The sequence below is a fragment of the Glutamicibacter sp. genome (assembly GCF_035257265.1).
In the GTDB taxonomy this organism is placed as follows: domain Bacteria; phylum Actinomycetota; class Actinomycetes; order Actinomycetales; family Micrococcaceae; genus Glutamicibacter.
In genome coordinates this window covers 1-23,984 of sequence record NZ_DATEXC010000041.1, presented here as the reverse complement: position 1 = coordinate 23,984, position 23,984 = coordinate 1, and the positions used below count along the sequence as shown (strand labels likewise).

The 23,984-nt window shown below is 56.6% G+C and carries 18 protein-coding genes; 4 read left to right on the top strand and 14 right to left on the bottom strand.

Annotation, left to right across the window (positions count from 1 at the left end; translation table 11 throughout):
• The 3 genes from VJ369_RS12055 to VJ369_RS12045 all read right to left on the bottom strand — a co-directional run.
• A partial coding sequence (locus tag VJ369_RS12055; RefSeq protein WP_324092319.1) for a hypothetical protein occupies positions 1–480 on the bottom strand: 480 nt, incomplete at its 3' end.
• A 52-nt stretch (positions 481–532) separates the two neighbouring features.
• Positions 533–2,038 (bottom strand): IMP dehydrogenase, encoded by a 1,506-nt coding sequence (gene guaB, locus VJ369_RS12050; RefSeq protein ID WP_324092318.1) that lies wholly within the window; start codon positions 2,036–2,038, stop codon positions 533–535.
• A gap of 108 nt (positions 2,039–2,146) precedes the next feature.
• Positions 2,147–4,252, bottom strand: coding sequence for an acyltransferase family protein (locus VJ369_RS12045; RefSeq protein ID WP_324092317.1), 2,106 nt, complete (start codon positions 4,250–4,252; stop codon positions 2,147–2,149).
• Positions 4,253–4,560: 308 nt separating this feature from the next.
• Between VJ369_RS12045 and VJ369_RS12040 the strand changes: the two genes are divergently transcribed.
• The gene (locus tag VJ369_RS12040; RefSeq protein WP_324092316.1) at positions 4,561–5,163 is read left to right on the top strand and encodes a TetR/AcrR family transcriptional regulator; all 603 of its coding nucleotides are present in this window, start codon (positions 4,561–4,563) and stop codon (positions 5,161–5,163) included.
• Positions 5,164–5,212: 49 nt separating this feature from the next.
• Here the strand turns inward: VJ369_RS12040 and VJ369_RS12035 are convergent, their stop codons facing one another.
• The 3 genes from VJ369_RS12035 to groES all read right to left on the bottom strand — a co-directional run bounded on the left by VJ369_RS12035 (position 5,213) and on the right by groES (position 8,379).
• Positions 5,213–6,208 carry an NADP-dependent oxidoreductase gene (locus VJ369_RS12035; protein ID WP_324092315.1) on the bottom strand — a complete coding sequence of 332 codons (996 nt, stop codon included), beginning with the start codon at positions 6,206–6,208 and terminating at the stop codon, positions 5,213–5,215.
• 174 nt (positions 6,209–6,382) lie between these two features.
• Entirely contained in the window at positions 6,383–7,981 is a 1,599-nt protein-coding gene (gene groL, locus VJ369_RS12030; RefSeq protein WP_324092314.1) for a chaperonin GroEL, read from the bottom strand.
• Between the two features lie 101 nt (positions 7,982–8,082).
• Entirely contained in the window at positions 8,083–8,379 is a 297-nt protein-coding gene (gene groES, locus VJ369_RS12025; RefSeq protein ID WP_096253924.1) for a co-chaperone GroES, read from the bottom strand.
• A 409-nt stretch (positions 8,380–8,788) separates the two neighbouring features.
• Between groES and VJ369_RS12020 the strand changes: the two genes are divergently transcribed.
• Entirely contained in the window at positions 8,789–10,030 is a 1,242-nt protein-coding gene (locus VJ369_RS12020; protein WP_324092313.1) for a THUMP-like domain-containing protein, read from the top strand.
• 146 nt (positions 10,031–10,176) lie between these two features.
• Entirely contained in the window at positions 10,177–11,319 is a 1,143-nt protein-coding gene (locus tag VJ369_RS12015; RefSeq protein ID WP_324092312.1) for a glutamate--cysteine ligase, read from the top strand.
• A gap of 21 nt (positions 11,320–11,340) precedes the next feature.
• Here VJ369_RS12015 and VJ369_RS12010 read toward each other — a convergent pair whose 3' ends face one another.
• Both VJ369_RS12010 and VJ369_RS12005 read right to left on the bottom strand, forming a co-directional pair.
• Positions 11,341–12,045, bottom strand: a complete 705-nt coding sequence (locus VJ369_RS12010) for a FadR/GntR family transcriptional regulator (protein ID WP_324092311.1) — start codon at positions 12,043–12,045, stop codon at positions 11,341–11,343.
• Positions 12,042–13,313: a CynX/NimT family MFS transporter gene (locus tag VJ369_RS12005; protein WP_324092310.1), complete on the bottom strand. Its 1,272-nt coding sequence runs from the start codon at positions 13,311–13,313 to the stop codon at positions 12,042–12,044. The genes VJ369_RS12010 and VJ369_RS12005 overlap by 4 nt, the downstream gene beginning before the upstream one ends.
• 227 nt (positions 13,314–13,540) lie before the next feature.
• On the opposite strand from VJ369_RS12005, the gene VJ369_RS12000 reads away from it, so the two are divergent.
• Positions 13,541–14,710, top strand: a complete 1,170-nt coding sequence (locus VJ369_RS12000; protein WP_324092309.1) for a metallophosphoesterase family protein — start codon at positions 13,541–13,543, stop codon at positions 14,708–14,710.
• 288 nt (positions 14,711–14,998) lie between these two features.
• On the opposite strand, the gene VJ369_RS11995 is transcribed toward VJ369_RS12000, so the two are convergent.
• The 6 genes from VJ369_RS11995 to VJ369_RS11970 form a co-directional block, all read right to left on the bottom strand.
• Positions 14,999–15,865 carry a hypothetical protein gene (locus VJ369_RS11995; protein WP_324092308.1) on the bottom strand — a complete coding sequence of 289 codons (867 nt, stop codon included), beginning with the start codon at positions 15,863–15,865 and terminating at the stop codon, positions 14,999–15,001.
• Between the two features lie 722 nt (positions 15,866–16,587).
• Positions 16,588–17,727, bottom strand: a complete 1,140-nt coding sequence (locus tag VJ369_RS11990) for an HNH endonuclease (protein ID WP_324092307.1) — start codon at positions 17,725–17,727, stop codon at positions 16,588–16,590.
• 242 nt (positions 17,728–17,969) lie between these two features.
• Positions 17,970–18,731: a hypothetical protein gene (locus VJ369_RS11985; protein ID WP_324092306.1), complete on the bottom strand. Its 762-nt coding sequence runs from the start codon at positions 18,729–18,731 to the stop codon at positions 17,970–17,972.
• Complete coding sequence (locus VJ369_RS11980) at positions 18,728–21,817, bottom strand: type III restriction-modification system endonuclease (protein WP_324092305.1); 3,090 nt, start codon at positions 21,815–21,817, stop codon at positions 18,728–18,730. The genes VJ369_RS11985 and VJ369_RS11980 overlap by 4 nt, the downstream gene beginning before the upstream one ends.
• Position 21,818: 1 nt before the next feature.
• Positions 21,819–23,789, bottom strand: coding sequence for a site-specific DNA-methyltransferase (locus VJ369_RS11975; protein ID WP_324092304.1), 1,971 nt, complete (start codon positions 23,787–23,789; stop codon positions 21,819–21,821).
• Positions 23,790–23,984, bottom strand: a 195-nt coding sequence (locus VJ369_RS11970) for a hypothetical protein (RefSeq protein ID WP_324092303.1), incomplete at its 5' end; no start/stop codon positions are given.

Sequence of the window (23,984 nt, the reverse complement as noted above, 5' to 3'; positions counted from 1 at the left end):
GGCGGGGGTTTGGAAGCTTGCTTTACCCGGGCAGCGGCGCGGCGCGCGGCTGGTGTCCGGGGGTGTGGTGCGCAGTGTGTCGAGTTCTGTTTCGTCCAGGGTGTGGGCGTTGGTGGCGGCGAGCCGGTCGGCGCCGGTGACCCGGAGGCGGGCTGCTTCGTCTTCGAGGTGCTGGCCGGTGGTGGCTAGTTCCAGGGCGAGGCGGGGATCGGTGGTGTCTGCCAGGTGCAGTCGCAGGAAGGTGAATAGCTTGGTGCCGGTGGTGGCGAGTTTGCGCAGGGTTTCGCCGGTGAGGTTTTCTGGCGTACCGGTGGCTGCGGTGAGCTCGGTGAGCGTCGTGTGCAGTTCGGTGAGGGTGGCCCCGGCGGTGGTGTTCATGAGTTGAGTATGCGCGGGGCGGTGGACCGGACTGGTAGGGGCATCACCGAATGTGGATAAGTGCGGAGAATTTCTTTGGACGGGGACGAGAACGCCCCGCACCTGAGACAGGTGCGGGGCGTTGATCGTGCGTGGACTATGGTCCGTGGCGGGTTTAGCGCGAGCGGTAGTTCGGCGCCTCGACGGTCATCATGATGTCGTGCGGGTGCGATTCCTTCAGCCCAGCCGAGGTGATGCGGACAAACTTGCCGCGGGCCTTCAGCTCCGGGATGGTGCGTCCGCCGACGTAGAACATCGTCTGACGCAGGCCGCCGGCGAGCTGGTGAACCACTGCGGACAGCGGGCCGCGGTAAGGGACCTGGCCCTCGATGCCCTCGGGGATCAGCTTCTCGTTGGAAGGTGCGTCGGCCTGGAAGTAGCGGTCCTTGGAGTAGGAGGTGTTCTTACCGCGGGTTTCCATCGCACCCATGGAACCCATGCCGCGGTAAGCCTTGAATTGCTTGCCGCCCATGAAGACCAGATCGCCTGGGGACTCTGCGGTGCCTGCCAGCAGCGAGCCGAGCATCACCGAGTCGGCGCCGGCCACCAGGGCCTTGCCGATATCTCCGGAGTACTGCAGACCGCCGTCGGCGATCAGCGGCACGCCGGCCGGGATGGCAGCCTTGGCGGACTCGTAGATCGCGGTGACCTGCGGCACGCCGACACCGGCAACGATGCGGGTGGTGCAGATCGAACCTGGGCCTACGCCGACCTTGATGGCGTCGGCGCCCGCGTCGATCAGTGCCTGGGCACCCTCGCGGGTGGCGGCCTGGCCGCCGATGACATCCACGTGTGCGGCGGCTGGATCTTTTTTCAACCGGGCAATCATGTCCAATACGCCCTGGCTGTGGCCGTTGGCGGTGTCCACCACCAGTGCGTCCACGCCGGCGTCGATCAACGTCATCGCGCGCTCGTAGCCTTCACCGAAGAAGCCCACGGCGGCAGCTACGCGCAATCGTCCGTCGTCGTCCTTGGTGGCCAGCGGGTACTGCTCGGCCTTGTCGAAGTCCTTGACCGTGATCAGGCCGGTGAGCACACCGTCGTCATCGACCAGCGGCAGCTTTTCGATGCGGTTCCTGGAGAGCAGCTCGATGACCTGGTCGCGGGGCACGCCCTCTTTGGCGGTGATCAGCGGCATGCCGGTCATCACCTCGTAGACCTTGGTGGTCATGAACTGTTCGCGGGGCACAAAGCGGGTGTCGCGGTTGGTGATGATGCCCAGCAGCTTGCGGTTTTCATCGATGACCGGAAGGCCCGAGACGCGGTACTGCGCGCACAGGTCATCCCATTCGGCCAAGGTGGCGCCCGGGTGCACGGTGACCGGGTCGGAGATCATGCCCGACTCGCTGCGCTTGACCTGGTCAACCTGACGGGCCTGGTTCTCGATGGACAGGTTGCGGTGAATCACACCGATACCACCCTGGCGGGCCAGCGCGATGGCCATGCCGGCCTCGGTGACGGTGTCCATGGCGGCGGAGCTGATCGGGGTCGCAATGTTGATGCGCTTGGTGAAACGGGTGGTGGTGTCCGCGTCTGAGGGGATCACGTCCGTTGGGCCAGGCAACAACAAGACGTCGTCGTAGGTGAGTCCTTCAAAGGCAAAGGGGTTGAACTCAGTCACGTAAGAACCTTTCGGAGCGAAAGCGGAGGTTGCTTAAATGGTAGATCTCTTTTGGCCGGGAGACGATTCTCGCCGAAGATCTGTGTCTAAGCTAACGCCGGCGGGCCGTCATTTCTTCCCCGGCCACCCGGTAGCCGCGCTGAATGCCGTGGCGAAGCGCGGTGCGGCGCTGTTGACGAAGGTTTTAGACAGGTGCGAATCATCGAGGTAGACCAGCACGTTGCCGATCACCGCCTTGCAGATCCCCTCCGGGCAGAGCAGTGAGGTCATCTCCAAGGAGCGCACCGATGAGCCGTAGTCATGTGACTCCAGGAAGGTGCCGATCGGGTTGACCTCGGCCAGCTTGTCCGCCACCGGGGCATCGCAGGCGGCGGCGTCTGCGCGGTGCCGGCCCACGCAGTCCGGAATGGAGGAATCAAAGCGCGGGGTGTCACGCATCGCGATCACCTGGGATCCGGCTTCCACGAACGGATCGATCGCCGCCGCGTAGCCATCAACCATGGTTTCCTGTGAGGCGGCGGAGTTTCCGAACTCGTCCGGGGTTCCCACGGTTTGCGTGGCGACGGTGAGCACCATCGAGGGCGCGAGCTTGGTGACGTAGTGCTGCGCGGCTTCCTGGAAGGCGGCGCATTCTTCGGCATCCCAGGGCATGGTGCTCGAACCGTAGCGGCAGCCCGGATGATAGATCATCACCCAGCTGCCGCCGGATGCCTCGATGGCGGCCGCGGCGGCATCGGACCAGTGCTGGATATGCGAGTCGCCGAGCAGAACCAGGTCCGGGACGACGGTGGGGTCCCCGCCCTGATTGCAGAACATGATCGCCGGATCCTGCGGAGTGTATTGACCCTCGCAGTGATCCCCCGGCGTCTGCCACTCGGTGTCTAAGTCAGTGCGCAGCGGCAAGGTGAGCGCTGCCGGGGAAGGGTCCCAGTCCGCGGTGGCCTGAGCGCCAGGGTTTTCTTCCGGCGACTGCGAGGCCGCCTGCACCTTGCGCTGCTGCACGTTGGAGTCCCATACGGCAATCGGCGCGGCAGCCACCAGGGCCACCAAAGCGATGACGAAGGCCTGGGAGACCAGCTGCGGACGGCGCACCATGGCCAGCATCGGCAGGCCGTGGGCTCGTTCCAGACGAAGCAGGGGTTTTTCAACCCATCGGGTACTCAGCCAGGACAGGCCGATGGACCCAAGAATAAGTACCATGCCTGCCACCGGTGAGGCGTGCTCGACACCTGCCAGCTGCAGGTAGAAGACCAGCAGCGGCCAGTGCCAGAGGTACATCCCATAGGACAGTCCACCGAGTCGGGTCAGCGGTGCCAAGCTGAGTATCCCGGAAGGGTTTTTCCATGACTTCGGCTCGGGAGCCATAATCAGCAGTGCTGCGCCCAGTGTGGGCACCAAGGCCAGATACCCGGGGAATTGTCCTTCAACGTCTAGCAGCGCCCCGCAGGAGACGATCACCAGCAGCCCGCTCCAGCCACCGATCCGGCGCAGCCATGCAGGCAACCGCGCCAGCAGCGGCAAGGCCAAGGCCAGCATGGAACCCAGCGCAAATTCCCACATCCGGGTGCCGGTGTGGAAGTATGCCAGGCGCTGATCGGCCGCGGTCAAATAGATGGAGTAGCTCAGTGACCCGGCAAAGACCGCGGCGAACATGATGAATGCGATGAGCTCGAACCGGTGCCGGAAGAAGAACCGCCGCCAGATGAACGCGCATATAACCAGCAATACCGGCCAGATGATGAAAATCTGCCCCTGAACCGACAGCGACCAGAAGTGCTGCAGCGGTGAGGAGGCGGAAGTGTTAAACGCGTAGTAGTCCACGTTGGACTCGGCCAGGGCCCAGTTCTGCTTGAAAAACAGTGAGGAGAAAGCCTCATTGATCAGCGCCAGCCATCCGGTGGCCGGCAGTACCAGCCAGGCGGTGACCGCGGTAGCCACGATGATCAGTGCCGCCTGCGGCATTAATCGGGAGAAGCGGTGCAGCCAGTTACCCAGAACCGAGACCTTCTGGCCACCGCTTAGTTTGCGAGTGAGCGATCCGGTGAGGAAAAAGGCCGAGAGCATCAGGAAGATGTCTACCCCGCCGGAGACCCGGGAGAACCAGATGTGATAGCACATCACCAAGAGCACGGCGAGCGCGCGCAGTCCCTGCAAATCGGCACGAAAACCCGCGGAAGGCACGGTGTTTTTGCTGCTGCTGATCGCTTGGGACACGGGTGGAGCTTTCCTTGTCAGTTCTGTGGTCAGTGCTCCGCCCAGACCGTGGTCTGCGCGGACAACCAATAATTTTACCAAGTGAACTTCGTAATGAGCTTGGTACTTGCTGTGCACGGCCCTGCAGAAGCTAATTAGTGAAGTGCCCATACTTGGCTGACTTGTGTGGTTTAGCTCCGCTTGGGTGGGCGAACTGATTGCATCACAACCGGCGAGCCACGTCGTGCGCAGGTGCAGGAAGCTTGGCGGCACAAGATTGACTAGACTCAGTAATGACTCTATCCGCTTCATTCTTCAGGAGTTGGCCCATGCCACCGACAGTCCCGCCGCTTGGGCGCCGTGAACGCAATAAGCAGGCAAAGCTTGAACGGATCATCACGGCCGCCAGCGAACTCTTTGCAGCGCATGGTGTTGATGACGTCACCACCGGTCAGATCGCTGATGCGGCGGATATCGGAACCGGCACCTTGTTCCTCTATGCGAAGACCAAGGGTGAGCTGCTGCTGCTGGTGCAGAACCGCCACTACGCCAAGGCACTGGAAGAAGGCCAGAAGGCAGCGGGCGCAAAAGCGGAGGCTTTGGACGCGGTCATGGCGCTCATCGCACCCATCGTGGAGTGCAATAGGGTGCAGGTCCAGAATGGCCGAACCTACCTACGCGAGATGCTCTTCGGCGATCCCACCGAAGAGCACCATGGCGCAGCGTTGAACATCGTCAGGCAAACCGAGCACGCACTAGCCGAACTTCTGTACGAACACCTGGACCTCGATAGGCAAACCGCGGCAACTCTTGCACAGGTGATCTCCTCGATCCAGTACGTATCCATGGCCTCGGCGATGGACCCGGATATTCCGGCCGCACAGTTGACCGCAGCGATCCGTGCGCAGATCGGCACGGTGCTTGGCCGCTAGCCGGCTAGGCAAGGGCGTGCCTAATTCTCAAATATGCCGTGCCACTGCGTTACTTTACGGCGATGACAATCTTTCCGCGGTGCCCGCCAGCAGACAGTGCGTCCAATGCCTCAGGCGCCCGGTCAAAGGTGAAGCTCTTGCCTACGACGGGTTTGATGACACCTGAGTCCACCAGGCCTGCAATTTGGCGCAGCTGACTTCCGCTGGACTTCATGAAGAGGAATTCGAACTGAACACCCAAGCGTTTGGCCTGCTTGCGGACTTTATAACTGAGCACACGAGTCACCAACCCCACGACGGGGCCCAAGCCGCGCTCGGCGGCGAAGGCAGGTGTGGGTGGCCCGGTAATGCCAATAGCCTTCCCGCCAGGCTTCAGTACGGTCAACGATTTGGCGAGGATTTCTCCGCCCAAACTGTCCAGCACCAGGTCGATATTCGATAGCTGTGCTGCAAAATCCTCGGTGCGGTAGTCGATGATCTGGTCCGCGCCAAGTTCTTTCAGGAATTCGGCGTTTTTTGCCGAGGCTGTGGTGACCACGTGCGCACCTAAGTGTTTGGCCAGCTGAATAGCGATGGTCCCCACTCCCCCGGCACCGGCATGAATCAGAACCTTCTGGCCCGGGCGCAGATTTCCGCGCTCAACCAACGCTTGCCAGGCGGTGAGGGCAACTAAGGGTAAGGACGCTGCTTGCATCGCTTCAACGCGTCGTGGTGCGAGCGCAACATCTGCCTGATCCACTGCAATGCGTTGCGCAAAGGTTCCGATGCGGTGATCACGCGGGCGGGCGAACACTCTGTCACCGTGTGCAAAATCCTTGACCTTTGCACCGACACTGATGACGGTGCCTGCGACATCATGGCCGAGGACCAGTGGGAGCTTGTAGGGCAGGATTGCTTTGAACTCACCGAGGCGAATCTTCTCATCAAGCTGATTCACGCTGCTCGCCGCAACCTCAATGAGGACATCCTGGTCCCCCACGCTTGGCTCTGGGACGTCAACCTCATGCAGGTGGCCGTTGTACTTATTAAAAATGAATGCGCGCACCGAGGTCTCCTGAAACAGCATTGAATAATATGACTTGATTCAATTATGAGTGAACTCATTTATTCTGTCAATGTGATTCCCCCGGCTCAAAACCTGCTTTAAGACAACAAAATGCCGCCACCGGCCAGAGCGGTGCTCTTGCTAGTGACGGCATTCGGTCAAGGATTTGTTTCCTTAGTGGGCGTGAGCCTCTTCCTCGGGAGCCTTCTCGGCAACCAAGGTTTCGGTGGTCAGCACCAGGGCAGCGATCGAGGATGCGTTGACCAGTGCCGAACGGGTGACCTTCACTGGGTCAATGACGCCTGCGCTGAGCAGGTTCTCATAAACACCGGTCTTGGCGTTGAAGCCTTCGTTCGGTCCGGTCTCTGCGACCTTGGAGACAACTACCGCGCCGTCAAAGCCGGCGTTGGTAGCGATCCAGAACAGTGGCTGCACCAGGGCGCGGCGGACGATTCCCACACCGGCGGCGATATCGCCTTCGGCGGAGGTGACGCGTGCGTCTTCGTCCAGTGCTGATAGTGCGTCAACCAGTGCGGTACCGCCACCGGCAACGATGCCCTCTTCGAGCGCAGCGCGAGTCGAGGAAACAGCGTCCTCGATACGGTGCTTGCGTTCCTTGAGTTCAACCTCGGTGGAGGCACCTACCTTGATGACACCAATGCCACCGGAAAGCTTGGCCAGACGTTCGGCCAGCTTTTCACGGTCCCATTCGGAATCGGTGCGGGCGTGCTCTGCACGCAGCTGGGCTACGCGCTCTGCAACGTCTTCTTCGGTTCCGGCGCCATCAACGATGGTGGTGGAATCCTTGGTGATGGTCACGCGGCGTGCGGAACCAAGAACCTCGGTGCCAACCTGGTCCAGCTGCAGGCCTAGTTCGGCGGAGACTACCTGGGCGCCGGTGAGGATCGCGAGATCCTGCATCATTGCCTTGCGGCGGTCACCGAAGCCTGGAGCCTTCACGGCAACCACGTTCAGCAGGCCACGAAGCTTGTTGACTACCAAGGTGGAAAGGGCTTCGCCCTCTACGTCCTCGGCAATGATCAGCAGTGGCTTCTTGGTCTCCAAGACCTTTTCCAGCAGTGGCAAGAATTCTGCCACGGTGGAGATCTTGCCCGGGTTGATCAACACTACTGCGTCTTCCAGGACAACTTCCTGGCGTTCTGCGTCGGTGATGAACTGCGGGGACAGGTAGCCCTTGTCGAACTGCATGCCCTCGGTGAGGACCAGTTCGGTGGCGGTGGTGGACGACTCTTCGATGGTGATCACACCATCGGTGCCCACGGTCTTGAAGGCCTCGGCGAGCAGGTCGCCGATTTCGTCATCCTGTGCGGAGATCGATGCCACGTTGGCAACCTTGTCTTCGACTGCCACGGCGTTAGCCTTCAGGCGTTCGGCAACAATTTCCACTGCCAGTTCAATGCCCTTGCGGATATCGCCTGGTGCAGCGCCGGCTGCTACGTTCTTCAGACCTTCCTTGACCAGTGCCTGTGCCAGCACGGTCGCGGTGGTGGTGCCGTCGCCGGCAACATCATTGGTCTTGGTGGCAACTTCCTTGGCCAGCTGTGCGCCGAGGTTCTCGTATGGATCTTCCAAGTCGATCTCACGCGCAATGGTGACACCGTCGTTGGTGATCGTTGGTGCGCCCCAGCTCTTGGCGAGGACCACGTTACGACCGCGTGGGCCGAGGGTGACCTTCACGGTGTTTGCGAGCTTATCAATGCCCGCTTCGAGGGCGCGTCGCGCTTCCTCATTAAATGCTAGCTGCTTAGCCATGCACTAACTCCTGAAATAGCATAGGTCGCAGTTTGGCCCCGAATCCTTTGAGATCATTGATCAAATCCAAGGATTGGAACCATAAAACCACGAGGTTCGCGTTACTTTACGACAACTGCCAGAACGTCGCGAGCCGAAAGTACAAGGTACTCTTCGTTGCCGACCTTAACTTCGGTTCCACCGTACTTCGAGTACAGGACTACGTCGCCTTCAGCAACGTCCAGAGGAATACGGTTGCCCTTGTCGTCAATGCGGCCAAGGCCCACTGCTACAACGGTGCCTTCCTGTGGCTTTTCCTTAGCGGAATCAGGGATGACCAAACCGGATGCGGTGGTGGTTACGGCTTCGACCTGCTTGATGACAATGCGGTCTTCGAGTGGCTTGATGGAGACAGACATGGTCTCTCCTTTTCGTGTATGAACCAATGAATGTAGGGTTTCGCCCTATGGCATTGGACCAACCGTCGTCGCGGTGCCAGTTGGTGTGATCCAGTCAGGCGGTGTGCGTCGCGTAAGCAAGAGCTCGCGCTTGGCACCCACTGATGACTTTAGGCCGTGAATTAGCACTCGGTCAAGGTGAGTGCTAATGATTGCCCTAGTTCGTCACACCGGTTCGCGCAGAGCGGACTTTCGGTGTTTAGCTATACCCGGCCAGAGGCGCGGCGCAAGAGGCAGAGCAATATTGCAGGCACAGCAATCCAACTATCCCTCGCCAAGCAGACCCACCTTTACCTCCGTGATTCACACAGCACTACGCGCAGAAGCTAGTACGCACGGTTATCCAAGGAATGCCGATAGGCTGGAACCTATGGCTCAGGCATCAAATGACTCAACTCTTAACGACCAGTTTGCAGCGCTCCTCTCCCCCGAGGGTTGGTCGTTGCTCGCTACCATTGATCCTTCTATGGTGGCGTCCAAAGATTCTGCGTGGGCTCTGAATGAGAAGCTACGCAAAGACGGACACGATGCCGCGGTAGTTCGAGCCGTGATCGCTCAAGCGGAACTCCGCTACCGCGGACGGGTTAAATTTGGCCCCTTTGCCGACACTCTGATTTTTACCCCTGCAGGGTTGGAGCAATCCACTCGTCTGATGATCGCTGGGCTGCATGCGCGCCGCTTTGAGCAGGCCCAAAGCCAACATGTGGCAGACCTCGGTTGCGGCATTGGCGCCGACTCCATTGCCATGGCCAGCGCCGGGTTGAAGGTCACCGCCGTAGAGAAAGATGAGACGACGGCAGCTGCGGTCACGCTCAATCTCATGCCTTTTGATAATGCCGAGGTACGCCACGGCACCGCAGAAGACACAGACCTGACAGGAATTGATGCCGTCTGGCTAGACCCAGCGCGGCGAACCGATATTTCTGGCGCCTCACGCCGACTCTTCGATCCTGAGGCGTTCTCCCCTCCGCTGCCATTTGTGGAGAAACTAGTCGATAACGGTATGGATGTTGGCGTAAAGCTCGGTCCAGGAATACCTCACGAAGCCATTCCGGCAGGCGCCGAAGCCGTCTGGATTTCAGATCATGGCTCAGTGATTGAAGTTTGCCTGTGGTTCAGCAAACTCAAACGCCAAGACATTGCCCGTGCCGCATTGGTCATCGATAAGAATGGTGCACACGAACTAACTAGCTCGGTCACCGTAGAGCAGGACGCCAAGGCACCTGTCGGAGATCTAGCAGCGCACGTCTATGAACCAGATGGTGCGGTCATCCGTTCACACCTCATTGGCACCATGCTTGAGCAGACCGGTGGACATCTCTTAGATGAGCACATCGCGTACTTCACCCATGCAGAAAAGATCACCACGCCCTTCGCACGTGGTTTCGAAGTACTCGCAGTTCACGACTACAACGTGAAAAAGTTGCGCAGCTGGGTGAAGGCCAACGGTATTGGTTCCTTGGATATCAAGAAGCGCGGTGTCGACGTCACCCCCGAAGAGTTGCGCCGAATCTTGCTGTCAGGATCCCCAAAGAGCGCCAAGAACAAGGCAACACTCATCTTGGCCCGCCTGGGAGAAAAGCGCGTAGCCTTCGAAGTACAGCCGCACTAAGCACCTCGTTCCATGTCTTGCACTGAGCAGGCTCAGGGAGCAAATACAATAAATATGGATATCCTCCGTTTCTTGCGTGGGTAGCCACCGCCCACCCGCCATCTGGCTCGGTAGTTTTTCGAGCCCATCACGCAATGAGGAGTTACGTGCAAAAGATCGAATTCGCCGACTCGCCCCAATCAACTATCGGTGTTGAATGGGAAATTGCGTTGGTCAATCGTGAAAACGCTGACCTATGCTCCGTGGCCGAGAAGGTGTTGGACAAGCTCAAAGAAGATGCTGGAATTCCCGCAGACGAAGAGCACCCCACCATCAAGCCTGAGTTGCTGATGAATACCGTGGAAGTTGTGACCGGAGTGCACCGCACCGTGGCTGATGCAGCGGATGAGCTGCGCGCCAACGTCCGGCGGCTCCGTGAAGTCACCGACCCCATGGGCGTCGATCTCTACTGCGCAGGCTCACACCCTTTCGCCGCACCAACTTCTCAGCCGGTGACCGACAAAGAACGCTACGCAAACCTCATTGACCGCACCCAATGGTGGGGACGCCAAATGGTCATCTACGGAATCCACGTACACGTAGGACTGGACGACCGCGAAAAAGCCCTGCCAATCACCGACGGTCTGATCAACTACCAGCCACACTTCCAAGCACTCAGTGCATCCAGCCCCTACTGGGGCGGAGAAGATACCGGCTACGCTTCACAGCGTGCGTTAATGTTCCAGCAGCTTCCCACCGCAGGGATTCCTTTCCACTTTGATTCATGGTCGGAGTACGAAGCCTACGTGGCCGATATGCTCCATACCGGCGTCATCGATGACATCTCGGAAATTCGCTGGGACGTCCGCCCGGTCAACCGCCTAGGTACCGTGGAAATGCGCATCTGCGATGGCATGAGCTCGTTGGACGACATCTCTGCCATTACTGCCTTAACCCAGTGCCTAGTCCACGACATGTCCATGTCGCTTGAAGCGGGCTACAAGATCCCTGTCATGCCGGCCTGGCACCGAGTAGAGAACAAATGGCGTGCAGCCCGCTACGGACTCGACGCGATCATTATTCTCAACGCCCAAGGCGATGAAATGCTGGTAACCGACCACCTCCGCAACGAGGTGAAACGTCTAGCTCCGGTGGCCGAACAGCTTGGCTGCCAAGACGAACTTCAGGGAATCATACGCCTCATTGAGCGTGGCGCTGGATACCAGATCCAGCGACAGATTTTCGCGACTACTGGCGGAGATTTCCAAGCCGTCGTCAAGGACAACGTTGCGCAAATGAACGCTGTTTAGCTTAAGCAACTGGTTGTTTCGTCATGAGCAAAGGTAACTCGTAACCGGAAGTTCACGCATCCAGCTCATGCAGTAGTCGAGATTTTCAATGACGGTTCTGGAAGCCGCCTCTGGGTCGCCAGCTTCGATTGCGTCGGCCAGTGCTTCATGGCCCGCGTACAGGCAGCCATCGAATCCGTCGGCTAACCGCTGGACCATTTTAGTGCCATGGAAAACATCGCCGAAGCTCTCATAGATCTCATGCATCAAGGGAACTCCGGACGCACGCGCCACCTCCAGATGGAACTGCCAGTCGGCTTGCGCCCAAGCTTGGAAATCCTGTGCTTTCCAAGCCTCGGCCCGTTGCCCCAGCAATGAGCGCAAGCGCTGGACCACCTGCGCATCGGCAACTTGCACAGCCAGCCGTGCAGCTTGCGTATCCAAGGCGAAACGCACCTGCAGCACATCTTGGTCGGCATGTTCCCGATACACCTGTTGCGCGGTCCCGCTGATTTCACTGGTGGCCCGCACATACGTACCATCCCCTCGGCGAACCTCGAACGCCCCCGTCCGTGCCAAGGACTTGATATCCTCGCGCAGCGTACCGCGGGAGACACCCATTTCTGCGATCAGCTCCGGTTCGGCGGGAATCCGGTCCCCCACCTTCCAGCGCCCCTTCGCTACGGCGTCCTGCAACTTGGCCACCATCTCATCGGCTAGTGGAGGATGCAGCGGCATCTTGCTCATGACCGCTCCGCTTCAGCCGAGCCGTCCACTTCAGTCAGCTGCCGGGAATCAGCCTCGGTACGCAAGCCTCCCAGCTTGTAGCAGAACAAGAGCTGCACCAATGCGAAAGACAGCATGATCACCAGTCCGGTTGTCCACGAATTCAAAGCACCCTGCAAGAGCCCCAGAACGAAGGGCCCAATGGCAGCGATCAGATAGCCGACGGACTGGGCGACCGTGGACAGTGCTGTGGTCTCCTCTGCGCTTCCGCTGCTGCGGCTGAGCATGAGCATTACCAGCGGGAACACCCCGAAACCAAGGCCAATGAAGACCGAGGTGAGCAAGGAAAGTTCTACCGGCAAGAGCAGTAAGGCGGTGAAGCCGAGCACCGAGCAACTGGTGGTCACCACGAACGCACCACGCAGCAAGCTCGGCTTCGAGGCCATCCAGAGCATCACCATGACAGTCGGGATGCTCACTGCCTGCACGATCCCCAGCATCAGGCCAGCGGCTGCCGGTTCCAGCCCGCGTGAAATAAGGATATGGGGCAGCCAGCCGACCACGGTGTAGACCAGCAGCGACTGGATGCCGAAAACGGTGGTGAATAGCAGGCCTTTGCGCGTAACCAGCAGTGGCCAGGTAGGTGCATGCACACCGGGCTGGGCAGCAGGGCGCTGTCCTGAAAACGACAGCGGAATGAAAACCAGCAAGGCCAGACCGGCGGGAATCGCCCAGAAGGCCAAGGCCGTGGTCGGCGAGCCTGCCTGCACTGCCAACGGAATGCTGACCGCGGAGGCCAGCGTCGCGCCGATGGACATGGTGGTCGTGTACACAGCGGTCATCGACGCAGCGCGGTTCCCGTGATGCTCCCGGATGAACGATGGCATGGCGACATTGCAGATGGCCAGACCACTCATTCCTACTACTGTGCCGGCCAGCAAGGCCCAGGTTGAATCGACAACGCGCAAGGCCAATCCGCCAGTCAGTAGCAGCAAGGAGATGGCGATCCCGAGCTCAAGTCCGGTGCGTCGGATCACCATGCTCGTCGCGGCGCCAGCGATCGCGAAGCAGAGCACCGGGATCGTGGGCAGCAACGAGGCGATGAACGTGCCATAGCCCAGCATGTCCTGCAATTCGTGGAAGAGCGGAGAAGCCGAAGCGATGCCCATGCGCAGGTTCAGCCCGACGAGGATTACCGCTGCAACAGCAAGGGCACCTACGCGCCACGAATGCTTGCGGGCCTCGCTGTCAGGCGGCTGGATCAGAGGTTCAGATGAGTTGTCGATCACGTTGAAACATTAGACGTTTGATGTCTAGGCCATCAAATTTCGTGACCTATTACGCAGATACGTCTAAGTTAGGTGCCGAGATGCCTGTTCAGCCGTTTTATTTATGCGCAGGGTAAGCCAGCGACTTCCAATTTTCACTGTTTCGTCACTGGCCATCCCTACGCTCTAGGGGTTATCGGCCAACCAACCCTGTGGCTGGCTATCTAATAAAAGCGAAAGGCGCTTGCGTGAGCAATTCTTCTTCTGTCCCCCGTCGCGGAGTACTAATTGGTGGCACCGCCGCCGCGATTACCGGGCTATTCGCAGCCAACGGTGCGGCCGCGTCCGCAGCACCGGCCAAGAAAGCCTCAGCGGCAACCCCGAAGCTTAAGTTCGCATCGGACGGAAAGTTCAAGATCGTCCAGTTCAATGACACCCAGGATGGCCCGCGCACCGATCGTCGCACTCTGGAGCTGATAGACAAGGTGCTGGATACCGAAAAGCAAGGCTTCGCGCTCATTAACGGTGATGTCATCAATGGATCGTCGAGAACTGCCACAGAGGTCAAGCAGGCCATCAACAACGTTGTGCAGCCAATGGAATCCCGGGGCATCCCTTGGGCGCTGACTTTTGGCAATCATGATGAGGACTCGATCTCCAACGGCACCGGCATGGACGAAGCCAAGCTCGTGGACTTCATTCGCAGCTACAAGTTCAACACCAACTCAAAGAATGACAAGATCCAGGGCGAATCGAACACCCGGTTGCTGATCGCATCTTCCAAGAACGCAAAGCCCGCCTTCGGCATCTGGCTGCTTGATTCGAACCGCTACGCTCCAAAGACTGTGGGCGGACAGGACTTCGAGGGCCTCATGTCCTACGACTGGATCCGGCCAGAACAGATCGCCTGGTACCGCGAGGCATCCAAGGCTACCGAAAACCGTTACGGCAAGGTCCAGTCTTTGATGTTCTTCCACATCCCCCTGTGGGAACACCACCACATGTGGTACGGCTCCCAGTTCACTTCGAACGATGCCGACCATCAGAAGGCAATCAAGAAGCACTCCATTGAAGGAGTCAAGAACGAGGGCATCTACACCGGTGCCTTCAACTCCGGCATGTTCACTGCCCTGCAGGAACGCGGAGATGTTCGTGGCGTGTACTGCGGCCACGACCACATCAATACCTTCAAGGGCGATTACTACGGCATTGAGCTCGGCTACGGTCCGGGTACCGGCTTCGGAACCTATGGATTAGGAGATGCCGAGAACCACCATTTGCGTGGCGCTCGTGTCTTCGAACTCAACGAAAACAAGGATGGTGTTTACACCGGAACTCGAACCGTGTTCGCCAAGGATCTGGGAATCGACATGAGCGCGAAGGCGCAACCGCTCGATGAGCCACTACCGATGCCATAATCAATATCGCTTGCTGCGCGCTGAACCATCAGCGCGCAGCATAGCTTCTGGACGAATAACAAAGAGTTCCAGTGTTTCCGAAACTGGCTTGGTTCGCCTCCTGCGAAACATGCGGCTAACTAACTCACAGTCACTGATGACTCGATACATGAATTGTTACCGAGGTGTTGATACAGAACAGTTACTGATGTATCTGGAGATCACGTTTTTTAATTAGTTTCTGAATCAAGCACCAGAACTGTACAAGTTGCCGCGTCAAATAAGTAATGTCAGGCTTAGCCCTGAAGCCTATTTATGACCTCTGCCGAGGGTTGGCAGACCGCCTGAAACAATTTTGACGTATGGCACCCGATCCGCGTCGGCCTTTTCTTTGGCAGGATGATGCTCCTTGCTACGATGAGCTTCCTTCGCTTCATATCGTTCCAGTGGGGTTCCCTCAGCCGCCCAATCATCAGCGCCATAGGTCTGGCGGAGCCGCGCTTCGAAAGTCGGAGATGTGGCGAGTTTTGGCTCAAGCCCCTTCACCGGGAAGTGGTACCGCAGTTTCTCGAAGTCAGCACCAGTCAAGTACTCCAGGCCGTCTTTGGACAGCGGCTCGATGCTGAGCTCATCGCAGAGTGCGAGGAGCTCGCTTTCTGAGAGCTCAAGCTGAGATTCAGCCACCTCCAGTCGAATTTTGGCATCCGGCTTCCGATACTTCTTGTGCATCGTTTTCATTGCTTGTTTCGTCGCAACCTGCGGCCGCAAATCCTGTGGCGCTTCTTTGTGACTGGCTTGTTTCGGCATTGGGTTCGCTGCCAGCGCCGATTTTCTCGACGCAGGCACGGTATTCGCTGGTAAAGGCATCCCGTTGATCTTGCGAGCCTCAGCTGTCGTTGACACCATTTTTCGGCTGCGATTCGCTTTTACTTTGGCTGAAGTTGATTCCGACGTTTCCGGGACGACTGATCGCACTTTGTTCGCTTGTTTCCCGCGTTCATGACGTTCAATTCTTGCCTTCGTCTTGGCGAGACGCCGTTTCTCATCAGCCGACGGCTTGATTACTCGTGGAGTGAACTTCTTGACAACAGGCACCTTCTCGCGAGGCGTCGGCTTTGTTGCCAGCGCTGAGAGCTTGGAAAAGGCATCGGCATCAAGATGTGCACGCAAATTCAACGCAGGTTCCCCCAAAAAAAGTCAGCGTCCCTAGGCTATCCAGAGCTGGTTTTCAGGTTGAATCTATCGCGCCGCCTCAATGGAAAGCTACTTTGTCTCAAACTTTGACGCATGCTGGAAACAACGGCGTCTGACTATCTCTTTCGTTTTGCACAGTTCGTTGGTTTAGCCGGCAATGGTTTCTTATTCTTGAGAATCTGAGCAGTCATCAGCCTCGATCAGTCATTGTTATTCAATGAATTGATAGTCCTCAACGCTGGTGCTGACAGGGTTCTTATGCCATTAAATGGGCTATTGGAAATTAGGCGTGGTTCAAGATGCTCAGCATGCCTAAAACACTTCTAGGAGCCGTCAAAGAACACGCGTGGGGTGTTGAGTGCGACGGATATTCAATGAGCTTTAGCCCCGGCGGGCAGTGCTTGATCAGTCCATGAATACAACGAAGATTGTCGGAGGCTATGCTGTTGTACCGTACGCTGACCGTGTGGAGGCGGTAGTTGCTGGTGTACGTGAGGAGCAGGCTGACGATTGATTAGCGTGAAGCAGTGAAGCTGAGAGCAAAGAATTTGGAACGCATCGGTCGGTGTCCATTCTCGGACATGAATACTCGCAAAATCACCGCGCTACTTTTTGGGCACACAACCACATCCAGTGCCTAGTAGTGAAAGCTCGGCATTTCCGGAAGTGAAAATCCTATGGGCCCCGTCGTCGAATACTTTAAGCTAGTCCTCAATGCTCCAGTCCTCCGGCGGACCAAATGGTTGGCTCCCCTCAGCCCAAACATCATCATCACCTTCAAATTGAAACATGCCTCTGTCGTGCGCCCTGTGGTGGTTTAAACAGAGTAGTCGGCCGTTTTCAAGGTTCGACGGTCCACCTTGACTGTCGGGAATAAGATGTGCGGCTTCCAGTAGAATTTCCTCGTCAAATCCGCAAACAACACAAGCAGGATGATCTGTTGCGCCCAACAATAATCTCCGGAACTTGTGCTGGTGCTTTCGTCGCTTGACAGTTGCGGTGGTGTACTCGGGCTCAATGCCGTCAGCTCCGTCTACTCCTGTACCGACGACACTAACAGCTGCTCCAGAATCGTGGGCGATGTTTTTTAAATGTTCCGCCCATAAATGTTCAAGCTGCTGGGCCTGATCCGGCAATAGTTGAATCCCACCCCCAGGAATCGTCCAGTTCTTCTCCGGTATCTTGTTTGCCAAGGTCTTCTTAGGGAGAAGTGTTTTCTCGTCCAAAAGTACTTCCCAAGCAATGTCGGCGAAGAAAGTCAACGACTTTGAGTTATGAGCATCCCAGTGGGCTCTTTCAACCACAGGTCCTAGCGCTATACCAGAAGCAATAACGCCCCGAGGTAGATCTCCAACCTTGAGCAAGAAAAACCGGTCGTTTTCACGTACTCCCCCGCGACGCCCTCCTATCGACCACTCCTCCATGAATACGCCAGTTTCGCGAATTTCCTGTTGGCATCTGGCCCGGGTTTCAGCATCCCAAGGCCATCCTTTTGGATTCCAGAGCACGATGAACGTTTTGGGATCGGTTTCAGCCTCCTCAATCGATACCGAGTTTGCAAGGTCACCCAGTTCTCGAACTTCAAATCCGAGGTTCCGCAAAGGGGTCACAACCTGACTAATTCCGCCATTAAATTCGTTAGATACAAGGGGCGTTCCGTGTTGATAGTAATGGGCGACGCCATAAATAGCCTTGGAGTCATACTGCATGCCGGATTCAATTACGACGTATTCTTTAGCTTCACCGTATCCATACTTTTTTAGAAAATGTATTCGTCCGATTCGATCATGTTCCGCCAGCGCGCTTAGGACTGCGTTGCGGTCTGTAACCTTGTAATTGCTCATTCTCTTACTTTATTGCAACACTAAGATCAATTAGAGCCTAGCTTCTGAAAATCTATTCCGGTCGAACTCGATATCAAGAAGATAATTAGAATAGCGATCGGTTGGACCAACCGGTTGAACTGCCAATGCCCATTTGCCGTGACTGACGCTATGCCCTGACACTTTCAAGTAGCGTCGACCTGAAGTCGTGGCCACGTGGATTTATGTAGTTCGGATCGCGTATATCCGACAGGCTTGACCGGTCAGTTATCGCCTGCATCAAGGTCATTCACTGTCCATCGTTCTAAACCAAGCTCAGCCGCGATATGGTCGAGGAATTTCGTTGAAGTCAGGAACCATTCGGTTCCTCCTCGACGTGTACGCGCACCATAGTGGTCGGCCATGCGCAGCCACTCGTGAAATTTCTTTTCTGCTTCGAACGACGATTCAGCTGGATAGATTCGAAGCAGGATCGGATCTTCTGGTAGCGCGGTGAAGCGCCTCTGCGAGCCTGCGCGGTGGACAGCGTCACGTGACGAATGCCCAACCTTCAAATACGTCTTCCCCGTCTCCGCATCGATCGGGTATTTCAGATAATGCGGCAGTGTATAAACGTAAATCCCTGGAGAGCCTACTGACTCTGCTTCCGTGGTTGCGCGACTAGTGGCAGCCTCTTCGACCTCTGCGGCAATCCTGTCTTCTGCGCGATGCGTTAATTGCTCTTCCAGCGCAACCCAATCAACTCGCAATTCCGGCGAAAGATCAGTCCGTTTTAGCAAGGTACGTAGTCTTCGAGCGGCCTGCAAAGCCAGCGTGGGTCCTGTTGGGAGAGTGCCATCAGTAAGTGCCTTGATGGTCACCCGGTTGTTGTACCCATAGTTACCGCCCTTCGCCCCTGCGATTTCTGCCTGTTGTTCTAAACTCAAGCCATCGCGGTCGCCACGGAAGGTGTCACCCAAACGGCTTTGCTCCGTTTCAAGCACCGCCGCGACTTCAGCGCTTCGATCGTAAATTTGCTTGTTCATTTACCAACCAGCGCCATCAAAGTATCGAAGCCATCTACCTGCTTGTAGACAACTTCTCCCTGGCGTTGTTTGGTGAGGGTTTCAAAAAACTTGGTTGCACATTTGATCTTCGCGTCCTCGATGCCCTTGAGCTCCAAGCTCGACATGGTCCCCTTAGTTTCGGCTACGAAGTAGACATGTTTCACTGAGCCTTCTTCGAAAGCGATAGCCCAGTCAGGGTTGTAATCTCCCACCGGAGTTGGAATGAAGAACCCACGGGGAAGTTTTGCGTAGACCGCAACTTCTCTACTGGTGTCGAGTTTCTCCACAAAGTCGCGCTCAACTTGGGAGTCAGTAACTACATAGTCGTAGACATGTTTGGTTAGCTTCTCGCTAGCTTTCTTGAAGTCCTGTGCAGACTGGTTCTCTGTGAAGATAGCAGTGTCGAAGCGGTCTTCGAGCGAGTCGTAGGTGAGATGCTCTACGATTACTGTCGCTTTTTCTTCGCTAATCAAACGGGCAGCCTCAGCAATAAACTGTTCCGGATTGAGTCGGAACTTCGCAAAAGTCTCTGGGCGGATTCCTCTCAGAATCGCGGAGACGGTACGGCGGATTAGCAGTGTTTTCTCAGCAATCTCCCCCAGCAAGTCGTACTTGACTGTGGAACTAGCTGTGATCTGTTCGGTTTCCCGCGAATGACCAGCAACCTTAAATGTTTTTCCGGACTTCAGCTGGTCAACTTCGAGAGCCGCAAGCTGCTTGCCGTGTTCCACGACGTACTGGAGCCCCGTCACGTTAAGCTTCGTATCCAGTGCGCTAATGGACTTGGCGATCAATTCTTTGGAGTCGAACTCGACCTGATATACGGACCTGTGGTTGATCCGCCCCCAGAGCTCCTTGAACTCCCGCTTGGCGAAGTTCGCCTCGTTCAGCGGGATCTTCTTCATGGCACGGTCGTCACCACCGATCATGGAGACATCCAGATAAAGGGCATCGACTACTGGCCAGACAAAGTCCATTATCGGCGCTAATATCGGCGACGACGGGACAGCGAAAGTACCATTCTCCCTAGCTTCCATGTAGGCTTCAGAAATTGTGCGGTCGTCGTTAATGTAGTCATTCTTGACGAGATAGTTGTACAATGCAAACGCTGCTTCAGTCCCAAGCTGCGACTCGCCTTCTGGCGTCTTGATCGTCTTACCCGTGAAGAACTCAACCGATGCCTTGCGTGGTCGTGACGCCAGCGACTTCGAGATTTCGTCCTGAAGTCCCTTCACGAAGCTTGTGTAGGACTCATCGGTTACGACGGTCAACTCGTTAATTTCGTGCACTGTGATTGGATTGTCCATGCGTTCACCATGCTGATCGACAGAGAGACGCAAACCACGGCCGATCTCCTGGCGACGTGAAACAGTATTGTCAGATTTCTTGAGCATTCCCATGACGAACACGTTCGGGTTGTCCCAACCTTCGCGCAGTGCGGAGTGCGAGAAAATGAACCGGACAGGCTCGTCGAATGACAACAAGCGTTCTTTATTCTTCAGGATCAGATCGTAAGCGTCGATGTCCGTGGACTGGCCTTTGTCGTCTCCTCGACCCGAAACCTTACCGTCGATCTGTCGCTTGGATTTCTTGTCGATCGAGAAGTATCCTTCGTGAACGGATCCAACCTCGTCACGCTGGAGATACTTCATGTACTCGGCAGTGGCGGCATCAAGTTCAAGCTCACCAAGGATCTCCGCCCGGATGGCTTCGTACTCTTCTTCGAAGGTACGAGCATAATCTCCGAGATTATCTCCGTGGTTCTCCACGCGACCGTAGTCGCGATATTTTACGACCTCGTCTATGAAGAATAGTGAAAGAACCTTGATTCCCTGAGCGAAGAGCTCCCGTTCCTTGGCGATGTGGGCCCGGACGACCTCGCGGATCTGGATACGACGTTTGGATTCTTCGGTTACATCACGGTCGGCGAGCTGACCGGCAGTGACAATGTCACCATTAGAAAGTTCAAGGATGTCACGTGTCGCGTCGATATTTGTGATGAACAGTGCCTGACCGTCCGGTTTGTATGCTTCGATTCCTCCGGACAGGTCGTGCAGATTGGTGCCTTTCTCCACCATCCGTGTTATTCGCTTGATCGAACCACTTTTGGTTTGTACTTCCAGTTCAACACGTCCGGTCGGTGCAGCACCCTTCTTCAGGATGATGCTGTCGAGATACAGGTAAGCAGTGGAACCAGCCAGCCCTTTGACGGTTATACCTCGGACGGCGATCTTCTTCACGAGCTTCGCGTTGTAGGCATCCAGTGCGTCGAGGCGGTGTACTTTCGTGTGTTCAACCTTGTGAGTAGCCGAGTAACGCAGAACCATGAGGGCATTGAACTCTGCGAGTGCATTGAGCGACTTGTCAGCACCGATCTTCTGCGGTTCGTCAATCACGACGATTGGGCGGTTGGCCTTGATGACGTCTATGGGACGACGCGACTGAAAGTCGTCGAGGACGTCGTAGATGCGCCGTTGGTCTTTGCCTGTGGCGTTGAAGGCCTGGATGTTAATGATCATCACTTGGACTCCGGCATCGGAGCTGAATCGCTCCAGCTCGTGCAGCTGCTTGGAGTCATAGATGAACGGGCGCGGCTTGGTGCCATAGATCGACTGGAAATGATCCGCGGTGACGTCGAATGACTTCTTCACGCCTTCTCGGATCGCAACGGAGGGCACGACGATAATGAACTTCGACCATCCATAGCGCTTATTAAGCTCCATGAAGGTCTTGATATAAACGTACGTTTTGCCTGTACCGGTCTCCATCTCCACGTCAAGGTTTGGAGCACCCAGAGCGGCCTTCGAATCCTTCAGCTCCGAGGACAGCGGAAGGTTTCGTGAACCCTGTACTCGGTGAACATTCTCAAGCAATTGGGGACGCGACAACTCGATAGGTGCGTTCGCCAGACCCGAATCATCGAAGATCCTATTCTGGCCGGACCCAGATACACCTGGGTCGATCCGATAGGAGGTGCCGTCGCGCCGGGGCTGTCCTGCGAAGATGTCAACAACGGAGTCGACTGCCTCGGTCTGGTACTCCTGAACCTTGAACTGGAGCTTCAAATCAGATGGTCCTTACCTCTGTAGAAGGAGAAATCTCCTTGAAAATCTGTTCTGCGTTGATCCGTGCCGCGTCTGACTCGAATGCATCGTCACGGAACACTACGCGCAAGGGCTCGCGAACTGCGAGAGCCATGACCACGGCAGGTGTGACGGTCTCAGCGAAACAGGCGAGCAGCGCGTCGTCATCGACTGCGAAAACCTCACAACCATCGATGTCCTCACTAGCAATCGGAACCGTAGGCTCAAGACCCCAATCGAGGAGAACTTGGAGAAGCAGGTCCTCACCTGTGCGGTCCGCCTTGATGCTCGTCTCCAGTAAGGCCAAAAGACCCTGGGTGCTGGTTTCAGCAGGACGCAAGACGTCAATTTTAGATGAAGTATCAACACGGAGAGCTCGAAAACCGACATCAAAGGCCTCAGCCGTCATGACACCGTCAGTGGAGATTTGTCCCGCACGCCGTACCCTTTCCATAGCGAGCGAAGAAATCGTCGGAAACGATCCCTCTGGTGCGCCCATAGGTTCATCAAGTTGAACCAATATAAAGCGACGGTTTCCTCCATCGTGCAAATTCTGCTGAATCACCGCATCTGCTGTTGTCCCCGAACCGGCAAAGAAATCAAGCACTATATCTTCACTTTGCGGATTAGTCGCCAGGTGCAACATCCGCCGAATAAGTTTGGTGGGCTTTGGTGTGCTGAACACGACGTCAGATGCGCCGAAGTTAATCCGGGCAAGGAGTTCTTTCTTGGCATCTTGATTGTGACCAACTTCCGTGTATGGCCACAAAGTCTGCGCGACCCGCCCCTGCTTGACTTCGCTCATGAAGCGTTTAATCGCAGGACGCCCTTGACCGCTCTCGCCAAACCACACCCGATTGTCCCGAACCATCTCTTGATAACGCGGTTCCGTATAGAGCCAAGCTCTGCCCGGCGGCGGCGTAAAAACGTTGCCCGCTGGTGTTGTCAGTGCGTAGAACTGGCTCGGAGTCGCGTGACCTGCGGCCGCTGTTGCATTCTCCGCTTTCCAACGACCACGAGAATCATTGTCCGGATTCTTATACGCCTGGTCCTGCTCAGCGGTACGTGGAAGAAGGTTGGATTCCCATCGAGTTCCGCTTCTCGCATATACGTGGATATAGTCATGAACTGACGCAAATTGTGTTGCACTATTCATTGGCGAATAGACTTTTTGCCACACAACCGTAGTGAGAAAATTAGAAGCACCAAAAATTTCGTCGAGCATCGATTTCAAAGGGCCGGACTCATTGTCGTCTATGGAGACAAAAATAACACCGTCTTCTGTCAACAGATTTCTAGCAAGTTTCAGGCGAGGGTACATCATCGTGAGCCAGTCTGAATGAAACCGACCGTTCGACTCGGAGTTGCTCTCGAGTCGAACCCCAGATTCACCTATTTGTCCAGAGAAAGCCAAATATTCCTCATTAGTCCGAGAATAATCGTCCGGATAAACGAATGCGTCACCGCCTGTGTTGTACGGAGGGTCAATGTAGATCATCTTGACCTTGCCCAGATACGATTCCTGGAGCAGCTTGAGCGCATCGAGATTGTCGCCCTCAATGAAGAGGTTCTTCGTCGTATCGAAGTTGACCGACTCCTCGCGCATTGGGCGCAGAGTCTTCGCGATAGGTGCGTTCGCTGCGAACGTTGCCGCACGCTTGCCCGGCCAGTCGAGCTGATAGCGCTCTTGTGGACCCTCCACAATGTGATCGGAGAGTTCCTGACGCAGCAGGTCAAAATCGACCGAAGCTGTCACGCTACCATCGGCGTCGTGGGCTTCGACCACCACGCTAGGGAACAGCTCGGCGATCCGCTCGACGTTGCGTGCGGTGAGGTCGGGTGAGTGCAGGTAGCGTTTCTCCATCACACACCAGCCCCAGCGAAGGACGCAGAGCACGTCGAACCACGCCCACGCGAATTCGCGTGGGCGTTCTCGGATCGACGCGGTGACCACTCAGATCGCCTTGACCTCGGTGAGCGGTGAGAGTTCGCGGAAGATCTGTTCAGCGTTGATCCTCGCCGCATCATGCTCGAACTCCTCGTCGAGGAAGACCATGCGCAGTGGCTGCCGTGCGGCAAGCTCGCGAACGAGTTCTGGAGAGAGAGAGAGAGAGAGAGAGAGAGAGAGAGAGAGAGAGAGAGAGAGAGA